This window comes from Nitrospira sp. Vd2 (genome assembly GCF_979581665.1).
In genome coordinates this window covers 150,687-174,559 of the sequence record NZ_CEFZSK010000037.1, presented here as the reverse complement: position 1 = coordinate 174,559, position 23,873 = coordinate 150,687, and the positions used below count along the sequence as shown (strand labels likewise).

Annotated in this window: 26 protein-coding genes and 1 pseudogene; 14 read left to right on the top strand and 13 right to left on the bottom strand. The window is 62.4% G+C overall.

The window, feature by feature from the left end; genetic code table 11:
* The first annotated feature begins 47 nt into the window (after positions 1 to 47).
* From AC1U7K_RS14325 to AC1U7K_RS14295, 7 genes are all read left to right on the top strand, one after another.
* Positions 48 to 2,279, top strand: a complete 2,232-nt coding sequence (locus AC1U7K_RS14325; RefSeq protein ID WP_480252140.1) for a response regulator — start codon at positions 48 to 50, stop codon at positions 2,277 to 2,279.
* Positions 2,280 to 2,359: 80 nt separating this feature from the next.
* Positions 2,360 to 2,905: a ferritin-like domain-containing protein gene (locus AC1U7K_RS14320; protein ID WP_480252139.1), complete on the top strand. Its 546-nt coding sequence runs from the start codon at positions 2,360 to 2,362 to the stop codon at positions 2,903 to 2,905.
* Positions 2,906 to 3,018: 113 nt separating this feature from the next.
* Entirely contained in the window at positions 3,019 to 3,621 is a 603-nt protein-coding gene (locus AC1U7K_RS14315; protein ID WP_480252138.1) for an RNA polymerase sigma factor, read from the top strand.
* A 35-nt stretch (positions 3,622 to 3,656) separates the two neighbouring features.
* On the top strand, positions 3,657 to 3,926 hold the full coding sequence (locus AC1U7K_RS14310) for an anti-sigma factor family protein (protein ID WP_480252136.1): 270 nt from the start codon (positions 3,657 to 3,659) through the stop codon (positions 3,924 to 3,926).
* Between the two features lie 114 nt (positions 3,927 to 4,040).
* Positions 4,041 to 4,427: a cupredoxin domain-containing protein gene (locus AC1U7K_RS14305; RefSeq protein WP_480252135.1), complete on the top strand. Its 387-nt coding sequence runs from the start codon at positions 4,041 to 4,043 to the stop codon at positions 4,425 to 4,427.
* Between the two features lie 82 nt (positions 4,428 to 4,509).
* Complete coding sequence (locus AC1U7K_RS14300; RefSeq protein ID WP_480252134.1) at positions 4,510 to 6,291, top strand: hypothetical protein; 1,782 nt, start codon at positions 4,510 to 4,512, stop codon at positions 6,289 to 6,291.
* Between the two features lie 137 nt (positions 6,292 to 6,428).
* Positions 6,429 to 6,800, top strand: coding sequence for a hypothetical protein (locus tag AC1U7K_RS14295; RefSeq protein ID WP_480252133.1), 372 nt, complete (start codon positions 6,429 to 6,431; stop codon positions 6,798 to 6,800).
* Between the two features lie 87 nt (positions 6,801 to 6,887).
* Here AC1U7K_RS14295 and AC1U7K_RS14290 read toward each other — a convergent pair whose 3' ends face one another.
* Complete coding sequence (locus AC1U7K_RS14290) at positions 6,888 to 8,270, bottom strand: M20/M25/M40 family metallo-hydrolase (protein WP_480252131.1); 1,383 nt, start codon at positions 8,268 to 8,270, stop codon at positions 6,888 to 6,890.
* A 492-nt stretch (positions 8,271 to 8,762) separates the two neighbouring features.
* Between AC1U7K_RS14290 and AC1U7K_RS14285 the strand changes: the two genes are divergently transcribed.
* A complete protein-coding gene (locus tag AC1U7K_RS14285) occupies positions 8,763 to 9,119 on the top strand; it encodes a hypothetical protein (RefSeq protein ID WP_480252130.1) in 357 nt (118 codons plus the stop codon).
* Between the two features lie 92 nt (positions 9,120 to 9,211).
* Positions 9,212 to 9,718: a hypothetical protein gene (locus tag AC1U7K_RS14280; protein WP_480252128.1), complete on the top strand. Its 507-nt coding sequence runs from the start codon at positions 9,212 to 9,214 to the stop codon at positions 9,716 to 9,718.
* Between the two features lie 10 nt (positions 9,719 to 9,728).
* On the opposite strand, the gene AC1U7K_RS14275 is transcribed toward AC1U7K_RS14280, so the two are convergent.
* The 9 genes and pseudogenes from AC1U7K_RS14275 to pyk form a co-directional block, all read right to left on the bottom strand.
* On the bottom strand, positions 9,729 to 10,670 hold the full coding sequence (locus AC1U7K_RS14275) for a site-2 protease family protein (protein WP_480252127.1): 942 nt from the start codon (positions 10,668 to 10,670) through the stop codon (positions 9,729 to 9,731).
* A gap of 23 nt (positions 10,671 to 10,693) precedes the next feature.
* A complete protein-coding gene (locus AC1U7K_RS14270) occupies positions 10,694 to 11,536 on the bottom strand; it encodes an MBL fold metallo-hydrolase (RefSeq protein ID WP_480252125.1) in 843 nt (280 codons plus the stop codon).
* A gap of 70 nt (positions 11,537 to 11,606) precedes the next feature.
* Positions 11,607 to 11,807: a macro domain-containing protein gene (locus AC1U7K_RS14265; RefSeq protein WP_480252124.1), complete on the bottom strand. Its 201-nt coding sequence runs from the start codon at positions 11,805 to 11,807 to the stop codon at positions 11,607 to 11,609.
* A gap of 58 nt (positions 11,808 to 11,865) precedes the next feature.
* A pseudogene (locus AC1U7K_RS14260) lies at positions 11,866 to 11,973 on the bottom strand (macro domain-containing protein); the annotation flags it as partial.
* Positions 11,974 to 12,077: 104 nt separating this feature from the next.
* Positions 12,078 to 13,556, bottom strand: coding sequence for a M16 family metallopeptidase (locus AC1U7K_RS14255; RefSeq protein WP_480252123.1), 1,479 nt, complete (start codon positions 13,554 to 13,556; stop codon positions 12,078 to 12,080).
* Positions 13,553 to 15,136, bottom strand: coding sequence for a M16 family metallopeptidase (locus tag AC1U7K_RS14250; protein WP_480252122.1), 1,584 nt, complete (start codon positions 15,134 to 15,136; stop codon positions 13,553 to 13,555). Before AC1U7K_RS14250 ends, AC1U7K_RS14255 begins: the two co-directional genes overlap by 4 nt.
* On the bottom strand, positions 15,133 to 15,774 hold the full coding sequence (locus tag AC1U7K_RS14245) for an HAD family hydrolase (RefSeq protein ID WP_480252121.1): 642 nt from the start codon (positions 15,772 to 15,774) through the stop codon (positions 15,133 to 15,135). Before AC1U7K_RS14245 ends, AC1U7K_RS14250 begins: the two co-directional genes overlap by 4 nt.
* A gap of 50 nt (positions 15,775 to 15,824) precedes the next feature.
* Entirely contained in the window at positions 15,825 to 16,439 is a 615-nt protein-coding gene (locus tag AC1U7K_RS14240) for a hypothetical protein (protein ID WP_480252119.1), read from the bottom strand.
* A 126-nt stretch (positions 16,440 to 16,565) separates the two neighbouring features.
* Positions 16,566 to 17,993: a pyruvate kinase gene (pyk, locus tag AC1U7K_RS14235; RefSeq protein ID WP_480252118.1), complete on the bottom strand. Its 1,428-nt coding sequence runs from the start codon at positions 17,991 to 17,993 to the stop codon at positions 16,566 to 16,568.
* 509 nt (positions 17,994 to 18,502) lie between these two features.
* On the opposite strand from pyk, the gene AC1U7K_RS14230 reads away from it, so the two are divergent.
* Both AC1U7K_RS14230 and AC1U7K_RS14225 read left to right on the top strand, forming a co-directional pair.
* The gene (locus tag AC1U7K_RS14230) at positions 18,503 to 18,889 is read left to right on the top strand and encodes a guanyl-specific ribonuclease (protein WP_480252117.1); all 387 of its coding nucleotides are present in this window, start codon (positions 18,503 to 18,505) and stop codon (positions 18,887 to 18,889) included.
* 7 nt (positions 18,890 to 18,896) lie between these two features.
* The gene (locus AC1U7K_RS14225) at positions 18,897 to 19,424 is read left to right on the top strand and encodes a barstar family protein (protein ID WP_480252115.1); all 528 of its coding nucleotides are present in this window, start codon (positions 18,897 to 18,899) and stop codon (positions 19,422 to 19,424) included.
* Here the strand turns inward: AC1U7K_RS14225 and AC1U7K_RS14220 are convergent.
* A complete protein-coding gene (locus AC1U7K_RS14220) occupies positions 19,421 to 19,579 on the bottom strand; it encodes a hypothetical protein (protein WP_480252114.1) in 159 nt (52 codons plus the stop codon). The genes AC1U7K_RS14225 and AC1U7K_RS14220 overlap by 4 nt on opposite strands.
* Before the next feature lie 70 nt (positions 19,580 to 19,649).
* A complete protein-coding gene (locus tag AC1U7K_RS14215; RefSeq protein WP_480252113.1) occupies positions 19,650 to 21,197 on the bottom strand; it encodes a hypothetical protein in 1,548 nt (515 codons plus the stop codon).
* A 53-nt stretch (positions 21,198 to 21,250) separates the two neighbouring features.
* On the opposite strand from AC1U7K_RS14215, the gene AC1U7K_RS14210 reads away from it, so the two are divergent.
* Positions 21,251 to 21,433 (top strand): hypothetical protein, encoded by a 183-nt coding sequence (locus AC1U7K_RS14210; protein WP_480252111.1) that lies wholly within the window; start codon positions 21,251 to 21,253, stop codon positions 21,431 to 21,433.
* Positions 21,434 to 21,491: 58 nt separating this feature from the next.
* Complete coding sequence (hemL, locus tag AC1U7K_RS14205; RefSeq protein WP_480252110.1) at positions 21,492 to 22,781, top strand: glutamate-1-semialdehyde 2,1-aminomutase; 1,290 nt, start codon at positions 21,492 to 21,494, stop codon at positions 22,779 to 22,781.
* Positions 22,782 to 22,844: 63 nt separating this feature from the next.
* On the opposite strand, the gene AC1U7K_RS14200 is transcribed toward hemL, so the two are convergent.
* On the bottom strand, positions 22,845 to 23,072 hold the full coding sequence (locus AC1U7K_RS14200; protein WP_480252109.1) for a hypothetical protein: 228 nt from the start codon (positions 23,070 to 23,072) through the stop codon (positions 22,845 to 22,847).
* A 148-nt stretch (positions 23,073 to 23,220) separates the two neighbouring features.
* Here AC1U7K_RS14200 and AC1U7K_RS14195 point away from each other — a divergent pair, with 148 nt between their 5' ends.
* The gene (locus tag AC1U7K_RS14195) at positions 23,221 to 23,766 is read left to right on the top strand and encodes a thermonuclease family protein (protein ID WP_480252107.1); all 546 of its coding nucleotides are present in this window, start codon (positions 23,221 to 23,223) and stop codon (positions 23,764 to 23,766) included.
* The last annotated feature ends 107 nt before the right edge of the window (positions 23,767 to 23,873 follow it).

The following is a 23,873-nucleotide window of genomic DNA, read 5'->3' as shown; positions in this document are numbered from 1 at the left end:
CCGGCCCGCTCTTTGCTTTGATTCTCCGACGGAGGTCGTGCGTCCGGATGCATTCTCGCGATTCGCATATCTTGATTGTCGACGACGATCAGGCCCTCCTCGAAGCGTTACCCGAGACGATCAGCGGTCGAATGCCGGAAGCGCGGGTCGATGTGGCTGATTCCGGCACAAAGGCCTTGGTTCTGGTCGAGCAGTGCGACTACGACGCAATTGTGACCGACATCAAAATGCCTGAAATGGACGGTTTGACCTTGCTCGGCAAGGTGCGGGCCGTCCGCCCTGACGTGCCCGTGCTGCTCGTGACCGGCCATGGTGAGCGGGACTTGGCTATTCGGGCCCTTCGCGGCGGCGCCTATGACTTCATTGAAAAGCCGATTGATCGGGACCATTTTATTGCCTCGCTGCGTCGCGCCGTGCAGGCACGGCAACTCAAGCGGCAGGTCGACGAGCAAAGCGAGGCGCTGGCGCGCCATGCGAATGAACTGGAGCGGACCGTCCAAGAGCGTACCCGAGAGCTGACCGAAGCGAATCTGGCGAAGGATGAATTTTTGCGGGCTCGCGATCGGGCCTTGACCGAGGCGCATCGCGCGCAGCAGCGGGTCTCGTTCCTGGCCGACGCGACGCGCGTGCTGGTCACGTCCCTCGACTCTGATGAGACGCTGACGCGGCTGGCTCGCTTCATCGTTCCGACACTCGCCGATTACTGTCTGGTCAGCATGGTGATGAGGAACGGGCAGTTTCGCCGTGTGGCGTTGACCCACAGCGATCCCGACCGTGAGCGGCTCCTCGGGACGATCGCGGAGCGCCTCGTCCCCGACAAGGTTCCCGATTCACATCCCGTCATGCGGGTTCATCGGCGGGAGGAAACGCTCATCTTCAATCATGTGACGGCGATCGAAGAGGTCGCTCCCGAGGACGACGGCTTTCTGTCGGCCCACCAAGCGTTAGGCGCGGAGGCGGTGATGATCGTGCCGCTTGCCGCTCACACACGACCTCTTGGGACGCTGACCTTCGGTAGGACGGGACCAAGACGGCCGTACGAGCGCGAAGACCAGTACCTTGCCGAGGAGGTGGCGCGGCGCGCGGCCTTGGCGCTCGACAACGCCCGTCTGTACAGTGACGCGCAGGAGGCCAACCGCCTCAAAGACGAGTTCCTTGCAACCGTGTCGCATGAACTACGCACGCCGTTGACCGCCATCCTGGGGTGGGCCCAGATGCTGCAAGGCGGCAGTCTCGATGAGGCGACGGCGCGGCGCGCGCTTGCGAGCATTGAACGAAACGCCAAGTTTCAGGCGCATCTAATCGAAGATCTGCTCGACATCTCCCGAATCAGCACCGGGAAACTCCGGCTGGATGTTCGATCGGTCGAACTGGCGCCGATCGTGGAGGCGGCGATGGATTCGGCCCGGCCCGCGGCCGATGCGAAAAATATCCGCCTTCACAAGGTTCTCGATTGGAAAGCCGGCTTGATTTCGGGCGATCCCGATCGCCTGCAGCAGATCGTCTGGAACTTGCTGTCCAACGCGATCAAGTTTACCCCGCGGGGCGGCCGCGTCCATGTCTCGCTAGAACGCGAAGATTCACATGTGCGGCTGTCGGTCGCCGATAACGGGCAGGGAATCAGTCCCGAGTTCCTACCGTACATGTTCGACCTGTTTCGTCAGGGCGATAGCTCGATCACGCGCAGCCATGGCGGTCTCGGCCTCGGTCTCGCAATCGTGCGCCATCTCGTCGAGATGCACGGCGGCACCGTGGAAGCGCAGAGTGCCGGCGAAGGGCAGGGTGCCACATTTACGTTGCGATTCCCGATCGTGGGGATTCGGGTTGCCGATGGGAACGGAAAAGGAGAGTCGGGACGAGCATTAGGGGAACACCTCTGCGCGGTCCCGAAGCTGCGCGGGTTGAATGTCTTGGTCGTGGACGATGAATCGGAGACGCGCGATCTGCTCGTCGAGGTCCTGTCGCAGTGCGGGGCGGAAGTGCGTGCCTCCGCGTCGGCCAAAGATGCCATTGATACGTTGCAGACGTGGCACGCCGACGTGCTGGTCTCGGACATCGGGATGCCCGGCGAAGACGGCTACGATCTCATCAAGAAGGTCCGCGCCATGGAACCGGACCGTGGTGGGCGGATTCCCGCGGTCGCGTTGACCGCGTACGCGCGGGCGGAAGATCGGCTGCGTGCGCTCTCGGCAGGGTTCCAAATGCACGTGCCGAAGCCCGTGGAACCAGTGGAACTCGCGGCCGTCGTCGCGAGTTTTGCTTGGCAGAAGAAGGGATAGAAGGGGACTGGTGAGAACAATCGCGGTGAGGAATACCAATCCATTGGTTGAAAGGTGGGCGAACGAACAAGGGGGCAAGAATGAAAGGCACGTTTGTAAGTGATGTTCAGGAAATTCGGCGGAGAGCCCGAGAGCACGTGGAACGGGGAGCGGTGACCGAGGGCTATCGGGCGGATCGGGAGACGGTCGTGAAGTTGCTCAACGAGGCGCTGGCGACGGAGCTGGTCTGCGTGTTGCGCTACAAGCGGCATCACTACATGGCGAGAGGGATTCATGCCGAGCCCGTCGCCGCGGAATTTCAGCAGCACGCGATGGAAGAGCAGGCCCATGCGGATGAAATTGCCGAACGCATCACCCAACTCGGCGGCGCGCCCAATTTGAATCCCGAAGGCTTGCTGTCGCGCAGCCATTCGGAATACGTCGAGGGCGAATCGTTGGTCGACATGATTCGAGAGGATCTGATCGCCGAGCGCATCGCGATCGACAGCTACGCCGACATGATTCGCTATCTCGGGGACAACGATCCGACCAGCCGGCGCATGCTTGAAGGTATCCTGGCCAAGGAAGAAGAGCATGCCGACGAATTGGCGAATCTGCTGACGACGCTCGATCCCACCAAAGGTTAGTTCAACGGTTCGGCTAGGCGGGGCTCGGCCGGTCCCGCCTAGCGCAGCATCGGTTAGCAACCGCGCCCTTTCCTTGACACCCCTTCCCGCACGCCCGTATACTGCTCGCTTCTATGGCGCGCCTTCAGGATCGTCTCGCCGTCGAACCCCGGCTCGAGGACAAGGATCAGGTGTTCGACGACGTCTATCGCGAGCACGCCGATCGAATCTATCGGTTCGCCCAGCGGGTGTGCCGAGGCGAAGAGGATGCGCGCGACCTGGTCCAGGAGACGTTCCTGAATGCCTACCGGGGACTCGCGCAATTCCGCGGCGATGCCCAGCTCTCGACGTGGTTGTATCGAATTGCGATCCGCGCGTGCATGGCCATGCGTCGGCGCCGAAAGGGTGAGCCCGAGCGCGAGCTTTCACTCGATGAGTTCATTCCCACCGATGACGGCGAGTTACGATTGCAAATTCCCGCCTCAGGGCTGACGCCGGAAGAAGCATTGGCCAACAAGCAACTGCGGCGGGCGCTGAATGCGGCGATTCATGCGTTGCCCCGGAAGTACCGTGTGGTTCTCGTCCTTCGTGATATGGAAGGTCTGTCCGCGAAGGAGGTCGGTGAGATCATGGGGTTGAACGAGCGCGCAGTGAAGTCCCGGCTCCATCGCGCGCGGTTGTTTGTCAGACGGGAGTTGAGCGCCAAAGGCCTCGCCAAGGCCGTCCCCGTCGGGTGATCCGGAGGAGAGTATGATCAAGGACAGGGGAGCGTATGACTGAGCCGAAGTCGTCACATCGCCACACGAAGGCCGGCTGCTTGAAGATCCTGCGGAATCTATCTGAGTACCTGGACGACGAGCTAAGCCGGGACGTCTGCAAAGAGATTCGCCGGCATCTCGGCGCGTGCCCACGGTGCGAAGTCTTCTTGGACTCACTACGCCAGACCGTGTTCTTGTGCCGGCACGCCGAAGGAAAGCGGTTGTCCCCGGCCACGAAGAGCCAACTTCGGCGACGAATCCTCGAGACGCTGGGACGCGCGTAATCCTCTTCCGTCGCCCCCGCCGGTCGCGCGCCACTTCAACCTCATCCGCACCTGGTCCCATCGCTCCCGCCTACAGTACAATCCATCATGGTCTCCCGATGGCGGACTGCGCTGATGCTTGCCTGGCTCGTCGTCGTGGCAGGCGCAGAGATCGCCTGGCCGACGGGTGCGGGTGAGCCGGACACGATCACCATTACGATGCAAGGGAGAGAATTTGCGCCGGCTACGGTCGTCCTTCCAATTAAGCGAAAGGTGCGTCTGGAATTGATGAACAACGATCCCGAACTCCATGCCATCGTACCCGTGGGCCTGCTCGACGGCGTCAGTGTCGCGATTGGCGGGAACGGTGCGCCCGAGTTCGGTCCCGGAGGCTTCAAGCGCGTGATCGTGCCGCCGGGAGGACGGGCGGATCTCGTCTTTACGCCGGAACGAGCCGGGAGCTTTCCGTTTTTTTGTGATATGCCCGGGCATGAAATGCGCGCGGTGATACGCGTCGAGTAGCGGTGCAGCCGGTACCTGTCTTTCAACCGCGAATGCTGCCGTGATACAGTACCAGCCTTTCTCGACTGGGGAGGATAGAAGTATGGAATCGTTCCATCAACGCCGCGGACGGTGGTCGATGCGGTGGGCGGCCGCGCTCGTGCTGTGTCTCACGCTGATCGCGCCGGCGTGGCTCGCGCCCGTCCCTGGCTTGTCCGCTGCAGCGCTTGCCGCCACGAAACGCGCCGCCGCGTCACCTAGCGCAAAGCCGTCGGCTGGAAAGCCATCTGCGGCCAGCACCGCCGTGCAGCGGTACATCGAGGCGATCGCGGCGGGGGACCGAGTCGCAGCCGGCCGTCTGGACTTTGCCTGTCAATATCGGATGCGAGGAGCGACCAAGGGACAGCGTCCCGACTATCCCGCGGACAGCGACCCACTCTATACATCGTGCTGGCAGCAACTGGAATCCGCTCATGCGGCCGCTGTCGAACGGCAGGATCAAGGGATGAATGCGGTATGGCCCGGCAAGGGGGCGCTGGTCTTCTTCACCGAAGACATGAGCCACTATCCGCCGTCCGCGTTCGTGATGGAGCAGCTTGGAACCTCGCCGCCGGGTGGGGGCCTGAAGGTGGAGATCACCGGCAGCAAAACCCTTCCTGCGGCGTCCTTCCCCGGTCGCAGCGGAGAAGCGGTCGTCGCGGCACCGGCCACGAAAGTCACCACGCGGATCGTGTACAAAGACGCGATGCTCTCGCCTATTGCTTATGCGCCCGGCACGTATCAGTGGACGAACACGGTGAAACGGCCGACGAAGGCGATCAAGGTGGTGACGGTAGCCTGGGTCGCAATGAGCGGATTGAAGAAATTCGGCTTTCCGGGCGATGTCGCCGTCCTGAATCTCCCCGTCAGCGCGGTGGGCGATCCTCGGGGAGCGATTCCTTTTGTCAGCGAGCACGGCGGGTATGTCTCACACAGCGTCGAGTGGTGGCAGCCGACTGAGGTGTCCGGGCTCTTGATCGCCTCGGTCGGCCGCGCCTCGCAGTTTCCCGACCTTCGCGATCGCGTTGCGCTGCTCAACCGTGTGCTGATGATCGACCCGCAGCAGCCCGACGCGCTTCTGCTGTTAACGCACGATCTCTATGATGCCTTGGTCAGCGCGAGTGTCCGCCACCATCAGATGTCGGTCAAAGATCCCGATCTCGCGCTCCGCTTCAATGAGCTGTATTGGGATACGTATGCGCAAACGACGCGGGTCGACATCGCGAATACGATGGAAATGGGTGGCTTGTCAGCCCCGACGCCGGCCGACTATTTGTACCGTGTCATACCGGCAATGGAGAAGCTGGCCGCCATCCGTCCTGAGGACCTGGAAAATCGCATCAGGTTGGGGATTGTCTATCGCTGGAACAACGATCAACTGACCGCGATCGCCACACATGAGGCGGTTGTGAAGGAACTGACCGGGACGCACAAGACCGCGTTGCGGGCGCGTGCGCTGACGGAACTTGCCTGGTCGCGGATCGCCAAGGTCGCGTGGAATCGGATCCTCGACGATCCGAACGTGACGGCCGCCTACGCGGAAGCTGAGGAGGCGTTTCAGATTGCCGAACGACCGGTGGATAAGTTCGTCGCCGCGTACACCATGGCGTATAGCCTGCTTTTCAACCCTCGTCGTGACAATCAGGCAATCCTCCAACGGTTGACCGAAGCGAGGGATTGGTTCTCAAGAGTCCCCGGGGCGTCGGTTGACTCGTGGCGCTTTCTCCTGTCGAATGACAACGTCAAGGGTGTCGTGGAAGCCGATCCCAGCTTTCAACCCCTCATGGCCGCCTCAGCTCCGGTCGACGCCCCTGCTGTCGACCGGTCCCACTCGGCTCATCAATAAACTCGTTGCGACGCTGGCGGGCGTGTTCAAAAAGGTCCGCGCCCGCTGCCCGCATAACTCCGCAAAAAGCCCGCGTAATGGTTCGGCCTCCAACCGGCTTTGGATGCGGTACACTTAAGGCGGTTGGAGGCTGGTCAATGCAGGTGTCCGAAGGGCAAGATCGGCGTGACGCATGGGGTAAAAAGGGCTCGCCGCCCTGTCTTCATCCCATCTATGATCGCGAGCGCATCGGTTCCATTGATTCGGGCCGCTTTCTGTGCATCGTCTGTGGCGAGTACGTAACCGAAACACTTGATCGGCAACCGTTCACGCGCATTCAATTTCTCGACGGTTTGTCGCTTCCTGAGTGGAACGACCCCGGGGGACAGCGCTACCAAATGAAATTGGAAGAAGACAAATGGTGGTATCGCCGGCGGCCCCAAGAAGCATGGCGCCCGGGTCTTCCCCCGAAATTCGTCAGCGAGTCCGTCCTCAGGCAGAAGCCGCAGTCGCGCCGCCCTATCAGGTAAGAATTTTCTCCGCCCCTCCAGCGTCGAACGTCCTGTCCCGAGAGCGATTCTCACTCAACGCTGCCGTGTCGCGGCAAACGGGTGCCATCACGGTCGCTTCATCTGCGCGAGCTCATTAAAATAGGCCACGAACGTTCGGATGCCCCCTGCCGCCTGGCCCCAGTCGAAGTATTCGTTCGGGGCATGATAGCCGTGTTCGGGGAGACTGAGTCCGATGAAGAGGATCGGTACTTTCCACGCACGCTGCATGATCGACACGGCGCCGATCGATCCCCCCTCTCGAATGAGTGCGGGATCTTTTCCGAATCCCGCGCGCACGGCTCGTCGCGCCGCCTCGGAGTAAGGCCCACTGAAGACCCCGCGGAAGGGTTGCAGCATCCCATCGACGCTCACTTTGACGTCCCGATTCCTTTCGGCAAGGAAGCGTTTGACGAGGGCATAAAGTTTCTCGGGCCGCTGATCGGGGACCAGCCGCATGCTGACCTTCAACTCGCCGGCGCTGGGCACGATCGTTTTAACCCCGGGGCCGTTGTACCCGCCGACCAGGCCGTGGACCTCGAATGTCGGCGAGGCCCAAATGCGACGAAGGACCTCTTCGCGGTCCGTCGTTCGTAACGCGTGGAAGCCGTATGCTTGTTTGAAGCGCCGGACGTCGAAGCCCGAGCGCAAAAAATCCTGTATCTCGGCTCGCGTGGGTTGTACGACGTCATCATAGAAGCCAGGAATTTTGACCTTGCCGGTCCGAGCGTCCAGGCAGGCCGCGGCCACTTCGCAGAGTTCGGCCAAGGGATTTCGAGCGGCGCCGCCGGTAAGCCCGGAATGCGCGTGGACGGCCGCGGTGGTGAGCGAGAGACGGAGGGCCAGCAACCCGCGAAGGCCATAGGGAATGGCCGGACGATCTTTGGCCACCCAAATCGTATCGGAGACCAGCACCGAATCGGGCCGTGGGATGCCGTTTGACGGGGCAAGGGCCGACGCAAAGTTTGGACTGCCGATCTCCTCTTCGAGTTCCCACACGAACCGGACATTGATGGCGATTCCGTGTTCGATGGCATATCGCGCCGCAAAGAGCGCGGTCAGCGCCGGCCCCTTGTCATCGGTCGCTCCTCGTCCATGGTAGATGCCATCGGCCCGTCGAAAGGCGAACGGCGGCTGGCGCCATTCCGGCTCCTGAGCGGGCTGGACGTCCAAGTGATTGTAGATCGTGACCGTAGGGAAATCAGAGAAGAGCTGCCAACCGCCGGAGACGACCGGGTTCCCCTTGGTTTCGACGAGAGCGGCCTGAGCTCCCATCTCAGACAAGACCTGAACCGCGAGAGCCGCCATCCGTCGCACGTCTCGGTGGTGTGCCGGGTCCATGCTGACCGACGGGACTTCCACCATCTCGGCCAGTAGTCGCTCGAACTCAGGCCGGCTGTCGTTGACATAGCGATCGAGAGCGGTCTCGGATCGACGGACATGGGATGTCATCGCGACTCCTTGTCAGGATGCGTCGGTTCAGTCGCTCGAACAGCGCATGCATGGTTGCCGTTGCGATTGATAAGGCTCGGCAGTGTAGCGATATTGCGAGAATCCCGCAATGCACTGCTCTGACAGAATAGGGCATCTCGTATCGGGTCGTGGCTCAGTACGGAATCTGAGCCAGAAGTGGTCGGGGTTCTCGCAATGCGGCCGCCTTCCTCTGTGGGACATTGCGGTGCAGCCGCGCTGGCCGGAAGCGCCCGATGGTGGAAAAGCGCTTGACCGCTGAAGCCGTCCTTCGTATTGTCCCTCAAAGGGGCAGCAGCGTAACTTAAGGGAAGGACACGAGTGGCGCTTTCGACTAGACATGTCGGCAGCCCGGGTAGACTCCTCCCCATCTCGTCATATCCATCTCTTCTTCTCGTCCTTGTATTCGTACTCCCGTGCCTAGCCGGGGTCGGCGGCGCCTGCGCCGATGACCCGGTTTCCATCCGTGACATCGTGGCCGACCCTGACCTCTTTCACCTGCGTCAGGTGCGAATTGACGGTGTGGTTGCGCATGTTCAGGTCTTGGACCCGTATTTCTTGCCCTCTGGGAATGCCTGCTATGGTGCCTATACCTTTGCGCTGGAGGATGACGACGGGGAGGCGATGCTCGATGTCGCGGTCCTCGGCATCTGTGGCCGCCCGGTGATCCGGCCGCCCGAAGTAACAGAGGGAGACAAGGTTACAGTCCGCGCAGAGATTCAAGTGCCGAATCGGTTCGGGCGTTTTGTCACGCCGTATGGCGAACCGCTTCGGAGCGAGCCGCCGCCCCCCGTCCATGCCGTCGCCATCAGCATCTCCCGCCGCGAATAACGAAAGAAGGCAAGAGCAAGCGCGGGCCTGGTGCCGCATTGTGCGCGGGGAGTGGTTTGCCCAGTCGTGCCAATCATGACTAAGATGGACGTATGCGCGCCCAAGCTCACACCGGCTGGCTGGTGGTTGCTGTTCTTGCGGCCGGTGCAGCGATCTGCGCGCTCGATCTTTTCCTCCCGCTGGGCGTCGCGGTCGGTGTCTTGTACGTTGTTCCAGTGGTGCTTTCGCTGTGGCTTCCCTCCCGCGTCCATACATTCGTCATCGCCGGTGCCTCGACGGCGCTCACGCTCATTGGGTACGTCTGGTCGCCGGCGGGCCTCGCGTGGATCGGTTTGCTGAATCGCGTGCTGACCATCGCACTGATTTGGGGTGTGGCGCTGGTCGTGGTGTTGCGCAAGCGGGCCGAAGAGCGAATCAAGACGCTGGAAGGGCTCATTCCCATCTGCGCGGCGTGCAAAAAAATCCGGAACGACCAAGGCTACTGGGACGTGCTCGAGTCGTATCTCCAACAACATTCGGAGGCACAGTTCACCCATGGTCTGTGCCCGGAGTGCGTCGAGCAGTATTACGGCTCGATCCCGCAAGAAAGGGTAAAGTAACCGCGCGTTCTCAATGAATCGAAAATGGGATCGGCGCGAAGGTGAGTAGGAAAATGACCAGTGCCGCCCACCCGATCAAGACACGCGTGCGTCCGAGCACCGTTTCGGGATCGAGCACCGGCGGGTGAGCGAGTCCGAGTATTCCCGCCAATCCCGCCCATAGGAACCACCCCGGCCAGCCGACGAAACCAAGGAACAGCAGAATCGGCACGACCGCGAGGGCAATCGACCGCTGCCGTGTGCCCCATAAGGCATAGGCGACGTGGCCCCCATCCAATTGCCCGATCGGAATCAAGTTCAGGGACGTCACGAAGAGTCCGAACCAGGCGGCGTCGGCAATCGGATGGAAGCTGATGACGTAGCCCGGTGGGATCGGACCGAAAAAGAGCCACGCAAAGAACGAGACAAGGGTCGATGGTCCGAACCGAATCCCGTAGGCATCGACGTCCAGCGTGAGCGTCGAACGACTCAATCCGACGAGCAAGGCGACCACGGCAACGACAAATCCTGCGATGGGTCCGGCGACGCCGATGTCGAAGAGCGCCCGACGATTTAGAATCGGCCCGCGCATCCGGATGATCGCCCCGAATGTGCCGATGAAATGAGGAGGCCCCGGAATAAAGAGAGGCAGGGAGGCCGGCACGCGATGGATCTTCGACAGTACATAATGTCCCAGTTCATGCGTCACAAGAATCCCGAGGAGTGTCGCAGCGAAGGGAACGCCTTTCCAGAGGGCCGAGGGCTGCGAGATGAGAAACTGCCAGGGACCGACGAACAGATCGTTGTTCGTGCCGTATGCCCCGGCCCAAAGGGTGGTGAAGGCGGTGCCGCCAAACAGCAGCATGGGCAGCACGACATCGGAAAACTTCGAGCGCGGCCGCACGGCGGCGACCGGCTCGCCGACCGGCGGCGACCAGGATGGCAATTCCACCGCGTCGTCGCGCCGAGACATGGGTGATTGGTGGTCCATTGCGCTCAGGTGCGGCCGCCGGCAAAGGGATTGTGCTCGATCTCTTCTGCGACCGTCGTCGCCGGGCCGTGGCCGGGCAGCAGAACGGTGGAAGGTGGAAGCGCGAGCACTCGTCGGCGCACCGACTCGAGATGCGCCGGATAGAGGCTGGACGGGTTGGATCGACCGATGGATCCGGCGAACACAGTATCACCCACGAAACAGACGAGCGGGTCCAACGTCTCGACGAGGTAGCACGTCCCACCGGGCGTATGTCCTGGCGTTGTCATGAAACGGAGCCGCTGTCGCCCCACCTGGAGAAAATCACCATCGATCGGTCGCCGGAGCAAGCTCCGGGGGGGATGCCAGGCGAGTAAACGCTCATCCTCCGGTCCGAGATACACCGGCACGGGCCATACCTTTAAGATGGCGTCCAGACCATCGGCGTGATCCGCATGGCCGTGCGTGAGGCACACAGCTGTGAGCCGTGCGCCAAGATGCGCGAGCGTCTCGAGCATCGCGACCGCCCGATACGCCGTATCGACGAACACCGCCTCACCTTCATCGTACAGCACATATCCTTTTACCGGATAGCCATCGATATCACCGAGCACGGTTTCAATGTGTGGCGTCGTGCTCGGTCGAGGATGCCAGGTGCCCGCCGCGATATCGACGAGCGGCTGCGACGAGAGGTGCAAGGCGCGCGCGATGTCCTCCGCTTGTGCGCGCGTGGGAACGATCCGCCCGCTTTCCAAGGACTGCAGGACCGGCACGGGTACCTTGCAGGCAGCCGCACAAGCCTCCAATGAAAGGCCCTGGCCCGTCCTGGCTTTTTTTACAATGTCCGGAAACTCATCTTCGAGCGGCATAGAGCGGTTCTAGGAGGAAGCGGTGTGGTCGGCTACTTGACGCCATGCTTCAACCAATCCGGTATCGATGTCAATCAGGGTGACGCAACGCAGGCGGGTGAGCATCGAACGCGTGAATCTCCTCGATCATCGCGGCTGCCGCCTCCGCCGGTGGTACGCCTCCCACGCCGGTCCCCATGCCGGGGATGGCAAGGGAGTCGAACCCGTTGGCCTCGGCTATCTGCAAGGCCGCTCGAATCGCCAAGCGCACGTGATCGACGGGGATCGCCATTCCCGGGGGACGGCATGGTTGGAGCGTGGATGATCGCCGGAAAGCGGGATCGCCCGCCCGAGGTGACAATGGCCTGGCCGACCGGAATCGGGGCGTGTCGGCGGGCTTCGTCTTCGACTGCCTGGCCTGCGACCCGCTTCAGCGCACCGGCCACCCCGCCGGCCATGGCGCCGAGACTGTTTGCCGGGTTCACGGCGGCCGCGGCCTGGACATCGAAGAGGCTGCCGTGACGAATGTCGATGCGGCATCGCGGACGACCGGCCATGCTCGTCAGCTTTCCGGTTCGAGTTTTATTTCCTTCACCTCGCCGAACGTCGCCAGCACGCCGGCGGTCTCCGCCGGTCCGACCGCGAGGATCTTGAGCCGGTTGGGGTGAAGGTGGCGGCGCGCCACCTCGAGCAGTTGCTCCTTCGTCAGCGCCATGACCTTGTCACGGAGTTGCTGCAGGAAGTCCTTGGGCAGGCCGTCGTACTCCAGCTCGATCCGTCGATTTAGGATGCTGGCCGAGCTGCTGAAGGAGAAGATGAACGAATTGATGAACGCGGCCTTGGCTTCCTCCAACTCGTCATCGCTCACCGGCTGCTCCCGCAACCGCTCCAAGTTCGCCACGAGCGTCGCGATGACCTGACGGGTCGAGGCGCTTTTCGTCTCCGTGCGCATGCTCCAGACACCCGGCGCATAGATGCCCGCCCGCAACACACTACTGACCGAGTACGCCAACCCTTGCTTCGTGCGCACGTCCTGAAACAATCGACTGCGGAAGGAGCCGCCCCCGAGAATGTCGTTGAGCAGCACGAGTGCCGGATAATCCGGGTCCGTTTCTTTCAAAGACAGGTGGCCGGCCCGCAGGTGCGTTTGCGAGGTCGTTTTCGCGATAAATCGGACGGCCGACGTCTCGTTGGTTTCCGGTACTGGAATGGCCGTCGTCATGGCCGGCCCGCGCCGCCAATCGCCGAACAGATCACGCAGCTTTGCGAGCAGCTCCGCTTTATCGAAGTCGCCGGTGACACCGACGATGATGCCATTTGGATGGAACGTCGCCGCATGGAACGCGACGAGATCGTCCCGAGTGATCCGTGCGATGGAGGCCATCGTGCTTTCACGCGCCAACGGGTGGTTCGGCCCATACAGCAGCTTCGCAAACTCACGGGAGGCGATGCCCTGTGGCTGATCGTAGCGTCGCCGGATCGACTCTCTCGCCTGGAGCTTCGCCAGTTCCACGCGGCCCGGCTCGAATGCCGGCCGTCGAAGCACATCGGCAAAGATGATGAGCCCCCGGTCCAGATCTTTCTTCAACAGATCGAGGGTCGCCACGCCGGATTCGACACCGATGGAGACTGAGAGGTTTGCGGCGAGCCGTTCAAGTTCGTGATCCAATTCGGCCGCGGCCGTCCGTTGCGTGCCGCCAGTCCGCATGGTCATCCCTGTCAAGCCAGCGAGGCCGACCTTCTCGGCAGGATCGAGCCAACTGCCCGTTCGCACGGTGGCGGTCAATGACACGAGCGGCAGTTCGTGGTCCTCGAGCAGCAGGACGACGAGACCGTTGTCGAACACGAGCCGCTCCGGTTCGGGTGGGTGGAAGTCCACGGCGGCGAACTTCATGAGCCGAGGATCGGTCGGGAGGCTCGCAAGATCGAGGGCAGCGGCGGGAACCAAAGAGTCTCCCGCGTGCGCGACGAACACCATGAGCATGGCAATGAAGAAGATTGGTACGTTGCGGTCCGTTCGCTTCAATAGCACGCGTGTCATGGTGTCATCCTCGGTGGTGTGGCGGCGGCGGTCTTGGCGGTCGGCGCCGGGCGCACCAGCGTCGCGACCGTTCGGTTCGATTTCACCAGGTACTCGGCCGCCACCCGTTGAATATCGGCCGGTGTGACGGTCGCGATCCGCTCGCGCGCCTTCAGCAAGTACCGCCAGTCCTTCGCGACGGTTTGAAAGTAGGCGAGTTGTCCGGCCAAGCCGCTGTTCGATCGCAACGACCGGAGCAATTCGGCATCGAGATTGTTCAACACCTTTTCCAATTCCTCCGCCGTCACCGGCTCGGTCTTCAACCGGTCCAACTCTTCGGTGATCGCCTCTTCGACCTCGCGCGCCGTATGGGGCGACAGGGGCGTCGCAGAAATCACGAACAGGTGCGGGGCCTGCACGCCGGGATAAGCCGCTTGCGTGTCGATGGACGCCGCAAGCCGCTTCTCGCGGACCAACCGTTGGTACAGCCGCGACGTTTGCCCCTCCGACAGAATCGAATCGATCACGTCGAAGACATAATCGTCCGGGTGACCGATCGCCGGTTTGTGATAGCCGATCAGCACGACCGGCTCTGCGTCAAACTCGACTTCGACCCGACGCTCCCCGCGCTGAGGAGGTTCCACCGTCGTGACACGGGGCGGCCGAGTGTGCGAGGGAATGGCGCCGAACGTCCGCTCGATCAGTGCAATGACGTCCGGTGGGTTGATATCGCCCACGATCGCAATGACGGCGTTTGCCGGGCTGTAGTAGGTCTTGAAGAAGTCTTCCGTCACCGAGGGCGTCAAGGATTGAATGTCCGAGGCCCAGCCGATGGTCGGGAAGCCATACGGGTGCGCGACGAAGGCCGTGGCCGCGAAGGTTTCGAAGAGCAGCCCCTGCGCGCTGTCGTCGGTCCGGAGTCGCCGCTCCTCGAGCACCACGTCGCGTTCCTTGTAGAACTCCCGGAGGACGGGATTCGCCATCCGGTCGGATTCCACCACCGCCCACAGCGGCAATCGATTGGCCGGGAGGCTCACGGTGTACCGCGTGATGTCTTTCCCCGTCGACGCATTCAGCCCCACGCCGCCGTGCCGCTGATACAACATCGCCAGCTCGTTTCCAATGACGAATTGCCCCGCGCGTTCCTGTGTCTCCTGAAATGCTTGGCGAAGTTCTTTGAGCTTGACCGATGCCGCTTCGTCTTGGCCGCTCGCGCGCAGTTCCTCACGCACCTGTTCGATCCCCCGCTGAAGGCGGTCCAGTTCTTCGAGCAGCGGGCGCTCCCGCTCGTAGTCTTTGGTCCCGAGTGTCCGCGTACCTTTGAAGGCCATGTGCTCATAGAGATGCGCGATCCCGGTGATCCCATTGTGCTCGTTGATGCCTCCGACGCCGAACGTTACGTTGATGCTCACGACCGGGCTCTGGTGACGCTCGACGAGCAGCACGGTCAAGCCGTTCTTCAACCGATGCTCGATGACGCGCTCGGCGAGTCCCGCTGACGTCGAGCCGGGCGGCGGCGCGGATTGAACGTCGGCGCCGGCCGCGACGGTGAACACAACCAAGAGGAGAAGCCGTATCGATCGAGCGTAGAGCCGTGTCATGTGAATAGATCCATGAGGTCTTCGGGACGTTCGATGAACCAATCTGGCCGGCATGCGAGCATCCGCTCGCGGTTCCCCATGCCGTAGCCGACTGCGCACACCTTGATGCCGGCGTTGTGCGCGCCGTTGATATCGTTCGTGCTGTCGCCGATCAGCACGGCGCGGTTCTTCTCGACGCCCAGTTGTTCGAGAATGTGAAGGAGCATGCCCGGCTCCGGCTTGAGCCCGAACCCGTTGTCACCTCCCACCACATACGCGAAGTGGTGGCGGCCCAGGCCGTCGAGAATCTTCATCGTATATTCCAGCGACTTGTTGGTCGCCACGGCCTTCGCCTTCTTTTCAAAATGCGTCAAGACCGGCTCGATCCCCGGATAGAATTTCGTGCAGTCCAAGCAGTGGGTCAGGTAGTGACGGCGAAAGATGCGGAGCGCCTCCTCATAGTGATCGAGATTCTCCTTGCCCACCGAGAGGCGAAGCAAGCGTTTGACCCCGTCTCCGACGAAACTGAAGATCTCTTCTTCAGGACGCGGCGGGAGACCCATCTCACCGAGCGTGAGATTGACCGCCTTGGCGATATCCCATTTGGATTCGATCAGCGTGCCGTCGAGGTCGAAGATGAGGAGGTCCACCGCGTGCATCGGCCGATTATACCAAAGTCGGTAGCGGGAACGAGGGAAGGTGGGCGCGTTCAGCGTGACGGCCCAAACGAGGGCAACGCCGGCAGGCTCTCGTCGGGCGCGTGGGCTGCCGCTTCCGGCGCCTTGGCGCGCGCGACCTCCTCGCGAAGCGCGGTCAACATGGCCGCCCGTGCAGGATCGCGTTCTTCGATCACCGATTGGCGGATGAAATTGATGATCCGCTTGTGGCCGATGTGCGGTGGGAGCATCGGCTCGACGATCCGCCACAGGCCCGTCATGGCTTTCACATGGAACTCCACCGTCTCGACGTGGGGATCGGCATGGAAGGTCGCCTGCTCCAGATAGACCGAGCCCAAAATCACGAAGCGGACGGGGATGATCACGTCGACATTGTTGATCACGCGCCACTGGTCCAGACGATCGGCGATCTCATACCCCGCGACGACGACGATCTGTCCCCACACCGGCTCCTCCTGCCAGGCGACGTACGGCCGCTGCGCCTCGAACGTCAAGGAGTTGAGCCGCGCCCCCTTCATGTCCAGCTCCAAATATTTTCGAATCAGCTTCGTCGGGTCCTTCGTCAAGGATCCCGTCTGAGCGAAGAGATCGCCTTCGAGCATGATGATCGCGAGGCAGAAAAGAAATGCCAACAGAGGTCTCCCCATCTCCATTTCCTTTCTCGCCAGCTCCGGTGGTGAGACGGTGTGGGCGAAGGCCGTCGCCATGCGGGGCGCTGCCCGTCGACGACGGGATAGGCCGCAGCGCGGCGGCAGTGCGCCGCCTCGCCCTCGTTACCCGACTTCGTGAAGTTTCATGAGATTCGTCCCGCCCCGCTGACCGACGAGCGCGCCGGAGACGATCACGAGCCGATCGCCGGTTTTTACGAGTCCTTCGTCCTTCAACCGCTGCTCGACTTCCCGGAGCCGCGCGTCGGTATCCGTGATCAGCGGCATCCGGTAGGGGCGCACGCCCCAGTAGAGCGCCATGCGATGGCGAATCGGCTCGAACGGGGTAATGGCGATGATGGGGGGGCCGGGACGCTGCTTGGAGAGCAGGCGAATGGTGACCCCTGATTGACTGAAGGCGACCAAGGCGCCGGCCTTCGTCGATGCGGCGGCCGAAGAGGCGGCGGCGCAGATTGCTTCGGAAAAGCCGACGGGGTCCGGGGACGGTTCCGCGCGCCGAATCAAGCCGGGCTCCTTGCCCTCCTCGGCCGCCCGAATGATCCGGTCCATCACCTGCACGGCTTCGATGGGATAGCGGCCAACAGCGGTTTCGGCGGAGAGCATAACGGCATCGGTGCCGTCGAACACGGCGTTCGCCACATCGGACGCTTCCGCCCGCGTCGGTCGCGGGTTGTGCGTCATCGATTCGAGCATCTGCGTCGCCGTGATGACCAAGCGCCGCCGGCGATTCGCCTCGGTGATCATGCGCTTTTGCAGGACCGGCACGGCTTCCGGCCCCATTTCGACGCCCAGGTCGCCGCGCGCAATCATGATTCCGTCGGCCTGCTCCAACAGGGCTTCCAAATGTTCCACCGCCTCGGGCCGTTCGATCTTCGCGATGATCGGCACCTCGCCGCCGAACTCGGACATCACCCGCCGGGCGGCGCGAATATCCTCTGGGCCCCGGACAAACGATAAGGCGACATAATCGATATGATGCTTGAGGCCAAACCGGAGATCTTCGAGGTCCTTGTCCGTCAAGGTCGGGGCGCTGATCCGCGTGCCAGGCAGATTGAGTCCTTTGTGCGAGCCGATCAGGCCGCCGGTCACCACTTCGCATTCGACCGCTTCGCCCGCGATGCGCACCGCTTGTAGCTCGATCAATCCGTCGTCGATGAGAATGCGTGCCCCGCGTTTGACATCACGAGCCAAGTCCGAATAAGTGACCGGAATCGAAAAGCCGGAAGTGCCCCGCGATGACCGGGTGTTCTCCGGGATGAGCGTGACGAGTTGGTGCGGGACTACGGCCAAACGATCCGCGGGCAGGACGCCCACGCGAATCCGCGGTCCTTGCAGATCTTGAATGATGGCCACCGGCGCCTGCTGCCTGGCGGCGGCATCGCGCACCGCTTGGACAGCGGCAGCGTGCGAATCCGAGGAGCCGTGGGAGAAATTCAGGCGTGCCGCATTCATCCCGTGCGCGATCAGTTGATCGAGCATGGCGGGCGAGTGGGTCGCCGGGCCGATCGTACAGACAATTTTTGCTTTTCGCATTCCGGCGCGACTCACAGAAGCGTGGCGCATTCTAACAGAGGGGTCAAGGGGTGGCAACGCGCGCTCGTCGGCTTGCCCTTAAGGTGACGGCATGGTACCGTCGCGGCGGTTTTTGGCCTGACAGGATGTTGAAAAAGGCCGCCAGCCTCAAGACACTGGGCGCTCACATCTCGCGCCCGTACGCAAACGTGAGGCGAGTTATTCCTCGCCTCGCGCACCTCGCATGGCTCGGAGGCTCAACGTACGACCAGAGTACGCCTTGCCCCAAGACACGGCCGGCTCACCATCTCGCCGGCGCGCACAAACATGGCGTCGCTTATCCGCGACGCCGTGCGCCTCGCTGCGGCCTTGGCCGGGAAGGGCACGTCTTGGCGCGCCTGGGGCGAGCGGTGAAATGGACAGCCTTTTTGAACATCCTGCGATATTTCTGTTCATGTTGCACCGTGAAGCATTGTTGCTTCTGGCGTCCGCCTATTGTTTTTCAACAGCCTGCTGATCACGAGGTGCATGTGAGCCATCTGGCTTGGACCTGCGCGGCGCTTCTCCTACACGTCGCCCTTGGGCTGCCGGCTCACGCTGGCACCGCGACACTTCCGGATCAGACTGCGGCCGGCACGCCTGCTCACGGCCACGATCACGCGCTCGTCCCTGAGCAGGCGAGGGTCGTGCTCGAGGCGATTCAACAGCGGCACGGTAAACCGCTGCCCGGCTATGTCGGCGCCCGGCCCTTCCACAATCGTGAGCGGAGACTCCCGCCCGGCGAGTACCGCGAATATGATGTGAACCCCCGAGGTGAAGGAATCGGCCGTGGGCCCGAGAGGATCGTGATTGAAACGCGCAGTGGCAAGGCCTACTACACCGGCGACCACTACGGGACGTTTATTCCGATGAATTGAGGCGCAGATGACGCTCAAAGACCATTTTCGTTCCATGCACCCGCCGTACGTCCAGCTGCTCGTGCTCAAGGACGGCCAGACGCACGAAGAGGTCGTTGAGGCGCCGGCCGGGTTCGCGGTTCGTCTCTTCCAGGGTAAGAAGTGCCGCACGAAGTGCGGGCTCATGGGCGAGTTCGCGCGGGTGCTCGAGTTTCCTTCGTACTTCGGCAAGAATTGGGATGCGTTTGAAGAGTGTCTCACCGACCTCTATTGGCTGCCGGCGCCCGGCTATCTATTCATCGTGACCGACGCCGAGCAGGTATTGGCCAATCATGACGAGGAGTATCGCCAGTTCATCACGATCCTCGAGGAGGCAGGGAAGGTATGGGCGACGGATCAGGACGTCCGCCCCGAAATCCCGTTTCATGTTCTCCTCACCGTCAGTGAGCGACTGAGGAAGCGCCGCCGCGACTGGCTGATTCCCGCCGCGGCAGTGAGTGCGAACGGGGCCTCATCGGAACGGTCTGGGAAACGCTCTCTGCGCCGCCGGCATTAATCCTCAACGGTCCAGCTCGTCATGATGAACGTCGTGCCTTCGATGATGCCGTTGCAGCAGATGGTTTTGCCGACGAGTTGATCGAGCAAAGGATCGACGAACGGATTCCCGCCCTGCCGGCGCAGCTTGAATTCGCCGGCATCGGTCGCAAGCATGACAGCCTCGTGTTCGCTTTTCGTTCCCGCTCCGTATCGTTTCTTCACCACCCGTCCCCGGACCACCGGATCACCGACTGTGCAAGCGGCGTAATCGGATGATCCTTCCGTCTTCGACCACGGCGGAGACGATCATACGGTTCACCAACTTCGGATGTGCGGTCCTCCGTACCCCGACCGCAACGTGGACGTGCGGCTGGACGCCGCCCATGGCGGTTTTGCGGTAGCGAGAGGGAGCGGGGTCGTGGACTCCAAACGACACGAACCGGAGGGCGCCGACCCCCGATTCCCGCCCTGCCTCCGTGAGTACGCGCTTCACATGCCTGGGAGGAGTCAGGCCGCGCTTTCTTTTCGCGGCGGAGACCGTGGCCGCCAGCGCCAGTCCATTTTTCATCAAGCGGTCGCGTCGGAGCCCACGGGCGAGCGGGAGTGGATGAAGGCCGGGGAACGCGGTGGCAAACGCTTTCGTCCGGCTCAAGGCGTGATACGCCGGCTGTACGGGATGGATGGACGGGTCGCCCAGCAGGTTGAATTGAGCGAGCGTCTTCAGATCGGTCGGCTCCATCAGATTTGCGGATTGGACGAACCGCTGCCGTGCTTCGAGCGCGGCGCGGCCCAAGGAGGCGCCGTTGAGCACCTGCTGGAGAAAAAATTGGCAGATCAAATCGGCGGAACCATTCCCCTCGCTCGGGCCATATGCAATGGTCGTGCTCCCAAAGTACCCGTACGCCTTGTTGGCGAGGTACGTGTTCGCGATGCCTATCTGGCCTAGCGCGCGCGCCGGATTGTAGAGCTGCGCGCCGTAGCAACACTCCGCCGCGACGACCGTCCCTTCCATGATTCGTTTGTCGAGGTAAGCGGCGGAGTGGGCTTGCGGATAATCCTTGCCACGTTGGCCGTAGAAGAAGGGATCGACCTCGGCGCCATGGCAGTTGATGAAATGGGTCCGCCGCGTGAGCAACGAGGCCGGCCACTCGTACCCTTTCGGGGGCGCGAGTTGCAGCGACGCGGCGTTGCCGAACGTATTTAGCGCGCTGAGCGCCGTGGACTTCTTCCAGACGGCGGCGCTGACGCCGAAGTACGCGCTGTAATCGTCACGGGCCAGCATCTTATATGAGGCCGCGGTCGCCAGCAGTGCGACGAGATAGCCGGGATCCTGACTGCCGGTCAGATCCGGGAGGCGACCGACGACGTGGGTCGGCCCGCGGAAATCAGCCGGATCAGTGCCAAAGGGCGCCTCACAGGCATACGGCAGATCGCCTTCCGCAGTTCGATCCGGGCCGCCGTCCGCTCCGGAATAGGCCGGATTCTTGAGGTTCTGATGGGGGACCACGTCGATCGCCCCGAGGATCAGCAGATAGTCCGGTGTGAGCGAGCGAAAGACGGCATCGATCGCCGCCTTGTTTGCCCGGCAGTCGCCCGGCGTGGTCACGCGCGGCGCCTTCAAGCTCCTCATCGCCCGGGCGCTGTCGAGGGGGACGAGTTTTGTGTCGAGACCGCGGTATTTGTCGGCGGCGATCAGCGCCTTGATCGCGTTCTCGATGGAGCGATAGCCGCGGCCATACTTGGCTCGCAGGGCGGACACATTCGTGACAATGACTTTGTCGACATGTCGCATGGTTCCTCCTTCGCGAGACGCGCTACTGTAACCGGCCCATCGGAAAAAGCAAGATGATGAAGGCGCACCAAGCCGGTGTTCCTGAAGCAGAGCCAGCAAAAGGGGGGCCGACGATCACCGCCGGCTTGGGCGAGGAATTTCAAGATGCTGGAAAGCGGGGCCTGATCTGCTCCATGCCCGCTCGTATCCAATTGGACCTCGGCTGTATCCGGAAATGTACGGCCCGTCAGTTTTAGTGAGCGCTCTCCCGAATCTTGACCGTTTCGAACCTGCCGTGTTAGCGTGGCGCCCTTCATGAAGACGACCCGCTCACACCGGCTCTTCGAACAAGCCCAGCGTCTCATCCCCGGCGGCGTCAACAGTCCCGTCCGTGCCTTCCGCTCGGTCGGCGGCCATCCGCTCTTTATCAAACGCGCGAAGGGCGCCATGCTGTACGACGTCGATGGCAACCGGTTCATCGACTATGTGCTCTCGTGGGGATCGATGATCCTCGGGCATGCCGCGCCGCCGGTCGTCCAAGCGCTCAAACGCGCCGCGGCGAACGGCACCAGCTACGGGGCACCGACCGAGTTGGAGGTCCGGCTCGCGGCGATGATTACCGAGGCGATCCCCTCGATGCAGCAAGTACGCTTGGTCAGTTCAGGGACGGAGGCCGTCATGAGCGCGATCCGGGTCGCGCGTGCATTTACGAAGCGGGATGGCGTTCTGAAATTCGACGGGTGCTATCACGGGCACTCCGATTACCTGTTGGCCAAGGCCGGCTCGGGCGTCGTGACGCTCGGATTGCCGGACTCGCCCGGCGTGCCGGCTGATTTCACGCGGCATACCCTCACGGCGCCGTATAACGATTTGCGGACGACCCAGGAGATCGTGAAGCGGGAAGGCGGCAAGCTCGCGTGCATCATCGTCGAACCGGTTGCCGGCAACATGGGCGTCGTTCCGCCCGGTCAAGACTTTTTGGCGAGCTTGCGCGAATTGACGAGGCAGCACGGGATCGTGCTGATCTTCGACGAAGTGATCACGGGCTTTCGGGTGCGTTACGGTGGCGCGCAGGCCCTCTACGGGGTGCAACCTGATCTGACTTGTCTGGGCAAGATTATCGGCGGCGGGCTTCCGGTGGGCGCCTATGGCGGTGCGAAGGAATTGATGCAGCTCGTCGCCCCGGCCGGCCCGGTCTATCAAGCGGGCACGCTCTCCGGCAATCCGCTCGCGGTGACGGCCGGCATCGAAACGCTCACGCGGTTGAAGGCGCGTGGCGTCTATCGCACCTTGGAAGATCGGGCCAAGACGTTGGCGGAGGGACTAGGGGAGGCGGCGAGAGCGGCCGATATCCCACTCACGCAAACACGCGTGGGGTCGATGCTGGGAGCCTTTTTCACGAAAGGGCCGGTCGTCGATTATGCCACGGCGAAGCAGTCGGACACGGCGCTCTACAGCGAGTTCTTTCACGCGATGCTCGATCGCGGCGTCTACTTCGCCCCTTCTCAGTTCGAGGCCGCGTTTCTTTCGATGGCCCATACGGCCGCCCACATTTCAACCACGGTGAAAGCCGCGCACGTCGTCTTTCGGTCGCTCCGGAGATAGTTCGTATCCGCCTCGATACGGCTAACGACTACAGAGATACGCTCCGTTTCGTCTCGCCTCATCCTATTCGTCCTCGTCCTCGGCTTCCAACGCTTCCTGCCGCCGCTGCTCCTCCATCGCATTGTGCAGCAACATGCGGATGAACATCGAGTAGAGCGATCCCTTTTCCAAGGTTCCGCCCGGGGGAATGGCAATCTTGCCCTCGCTGATCATGCGGTCCAACCACGCTTTTTGGTCGGGCGCAATGAGCACGGGAATTTCCACGAGCCCGACCCGTCCGAACATATCCATAACGGCCCCCTTCGTAAAAACTCAGCGTCTACATCACTGGCGATGGCCGTCATTTCAGCACGCGCTTTTTCCGCTTGTCAATGCCGCGACGCGCACGGCTCTTGCAGTGCTCTTTCAGTGACGGCGTCACGGTTTGGGAGGTTGTCCGATGAAGGGCAGCGATGTGCGGATGATGATATGGCTTGCAACAGTGGCAGTGGTGGCGCTGCTGCCTTCCGAGAGCTGGAGCAAGCGGCACCAGTGCATGAATCGTCCCTGTTCTCATGCGCCCGTTCAGGCGTTCCGGCCGGCGGCCGCCCTGCCATCCCCTTCGCCCGCGTCTGTACCGACGCCGACGTTCGGGATCAGGCATCCCTGGCCATCTTCTCGGCACTCGGTGCTGCTGCGGCCGTTCTCTTCCATCCCGCGGTCCCGTAGCATTGCGCTGGACCCCAGTACGATTCGCGTGATCGACGGCGATACGTTCGCCTATGGCCAGGAGCGAATTCGCATTCGAGGCGTGAACGCGCCGGAGTTGTCCGATCCGCAAGGGATCGTGGCGAAGCGCCGGCTTGCCGACGTGCTGAGGCAAGGAAGCATTCGAGTAGACCGAAAGGCGACGGATGTCTACGGCCGCGTCGTCGCGGATGTCTACGTGAATGGAGAGGCCGTAACGGCGCTCCTGAATCGTGACCAGCGAGGCGCGCCTCGGTAGGTTGACGCCAAGCACCGGTGTCCCGAGGCGAGATTGAGCCATGGCCTCTGGCGGATTGCTGGCAAGGTATCTGGGTCCTTTGAGGCCACCCGCACCCCTTCGGCAGA

What these genes read in the sequence shown, in the direction of transcription:
- AC1U7K_RS14325 (WP_480252140.1), top strand. Translation starts at nt 48, where the DNA reads ATGCATTCTCGCGATTCGCATATCTTGATTGTCGACGACGATCAGGCC.
- AC1U7K_RS14320 (WP_480252139.1), top strand. Translation starts at nt 2,360, where the DNA reads ATGAAAGGCACGTTTGTAAGTGATGTTCAGGAAATTCGGCGGAGAGCC.
- AC1U7K_RS14315 (WP_480252138.1), top strand. Translation starts at nt 3,019, where the DNA reads ATGGCGCGCCTTCAGGATCGTCTCGCCGTCGAACCCCGGCTCGAGGAC.
- AC1U7K_RS14310 (WP_480252136.1), top strand. Translation starts at nt 3,657, where the DNA reads ATGACTGAGCCGAAGTCGTCACATCGCCACACGAAGGCCGGCTGCTTG.
- AC1U7K_RS14305 (WP_480252135.1), top strand. Translation starts at nt 4,041, where the DNA reads ATGCTTGCCTGGCTCGTCGTCGTGGCAGGCGCAGAGATCGCCTGGCCG.
- AC1U7K_RS14300 (WP_480252134.1), top strand. Translation starts at nt 4,510, where the DNA reads ATGGAATCGTTCCATCAACGCCGCGGACGGTGGTCGATGCGGTGGGCG.
- AC1U7K_RS14295 (WP_480252133.1), top strand. Translation starts at nt 6,429, where the DNA reads ATGCAGGTGTCCGAAGGGCAAGATCGGCGTGACGCATGGGGTAAAAAG.
- AC1U7K_RS14290 (WP_480252131.1), bottom strand. Translation starts at nt 8,270, where the DNA reads ATGACATCCCATGTCCGTCGATCCGAGACCGCTCTCGATCGCTATGTC.
- AC1U7K_RS14280 (WP_480252128.1), top strand. Translation starts at nt 9,212, where the DNA reads ATGCGCGCCCAAGCTCACACCGGCTGGCTGGTGGTTGCTGTTCTTGCG.
- AC1U7K_RS14275 (WP_480252127.1), bottom strand. Translation starts at nt 10,670, where the DNA reads ATGTCTCGGCGCGACGACGCGGTGGAATTGCCATCCTGGTCGCCGCCG.
- AC1U7K_RS14270 (WP_480252125.1), bottom strand. Translation starts at nt 11,536, where the DNA reads ATGCCGCTCGAAGATGAGTTTCCGGACATTGTAAAAAAAGCCAGGACG.
- AC1U7K_RS14265 (WP_480252124.1), bottom strand. Translation starts at nt 11,807, where the DNA reads ATGGCGATCCCCGTCGATCACGTGCGCTTGGCGATTCGAGCGGCCTTG.
- AC1U7K_RS14255 (WP_480252123.1), bottom strand. Translation starts at nt 13,556, where the DNA reads ATGACACGCGTGCTATTGAAGCGAACGGACCGCAACGTACCAATCTTC.
- AC1U7K_RS14250 (WP_480252122.1), bottom strand. Translation starts at nt 15,136, where the DNA reads ATGACACGGCTCTACGCTCGATCGATACGGCTTCTCCTCTTGGTTGTG.
- AC1U7K_RS14245 (WP_480252121.1), bottom strand. Translation starts at nt 15,774, where the DNA reads ATGCACGCGGTGGACCTCCTCATCTTCGACCTCGACGGCACGCTGATC.
- AC1U7K_RS14240 (WP_480252119.1), bottom strand. Translation starts at nt 16,439, where the DNA reads ATGGGGAGACCTCTGTTGGCATTTCTTTTCTGCCTCGCGATCATCATG.
- pyk (WP_480252118.1), bottom strand. Translation starts at nt 17,993, where the DNA reads ATGCGAAAAGCAAAAATTGTCTGTACGATCGGCCCGGCGACCCACTCG.
- AC1U7K_RS14225 (WP_480252115.1), top strand. Translation starts at nt 18,897, where the DNA reads ATGACGCTCAAAGACCATTTTCGTTCCATGCACCCGCCGTACGTCCAG.
- AC1U7K_RS14220 (WP_480252114.1), bottom strand. Translation starts at nt 19,579, where the DNA reads ATGCTTGCGACCGATGCCGGCGAATTCAAGCTGCGCCGGCAGGGCGGG.
- AC1U7K_RS14215 (WP_480252113.1), bottom strand. Translation starts at nt 21,197, where the DNA reads ATGCGACATGTCGACAAAGTCATTGTCACGAATGTGTCCGCCCTGCGA.
- AC1U7K_RS14210 (WP_480252111.1), top strand. Translation starts at nt 21,251, where the DNA reads ATGATGAAGGCGCACCAAGCCGGTGTTCCTGAAGCAGAGCCAGCAAAA.
- hemL (WP_480252110.1), top strand. Translation starts at nt 21,492, where the DNA reads ATGAAGACGACCCGCTCACACCGGCTCTTCGAACAAGCCCAGCGTCTC.
- AC1U7K_RS14200 (WP_480252109.1), bottom strand. Translation starts at nt 23,072, where the DNA reads ATGGATATGTTCGGACGGGTCGGGCTCGTGGAAATTCCCGTGCTCATT.
- AC1U7K_RS14195 (WP_480252107.1), top strand. Translation starts at nt 23,221, where the DNA reads ATGAAGGGCAGCGATGTGCGGATGATGATATGGCTTGCAACAGTGGCA.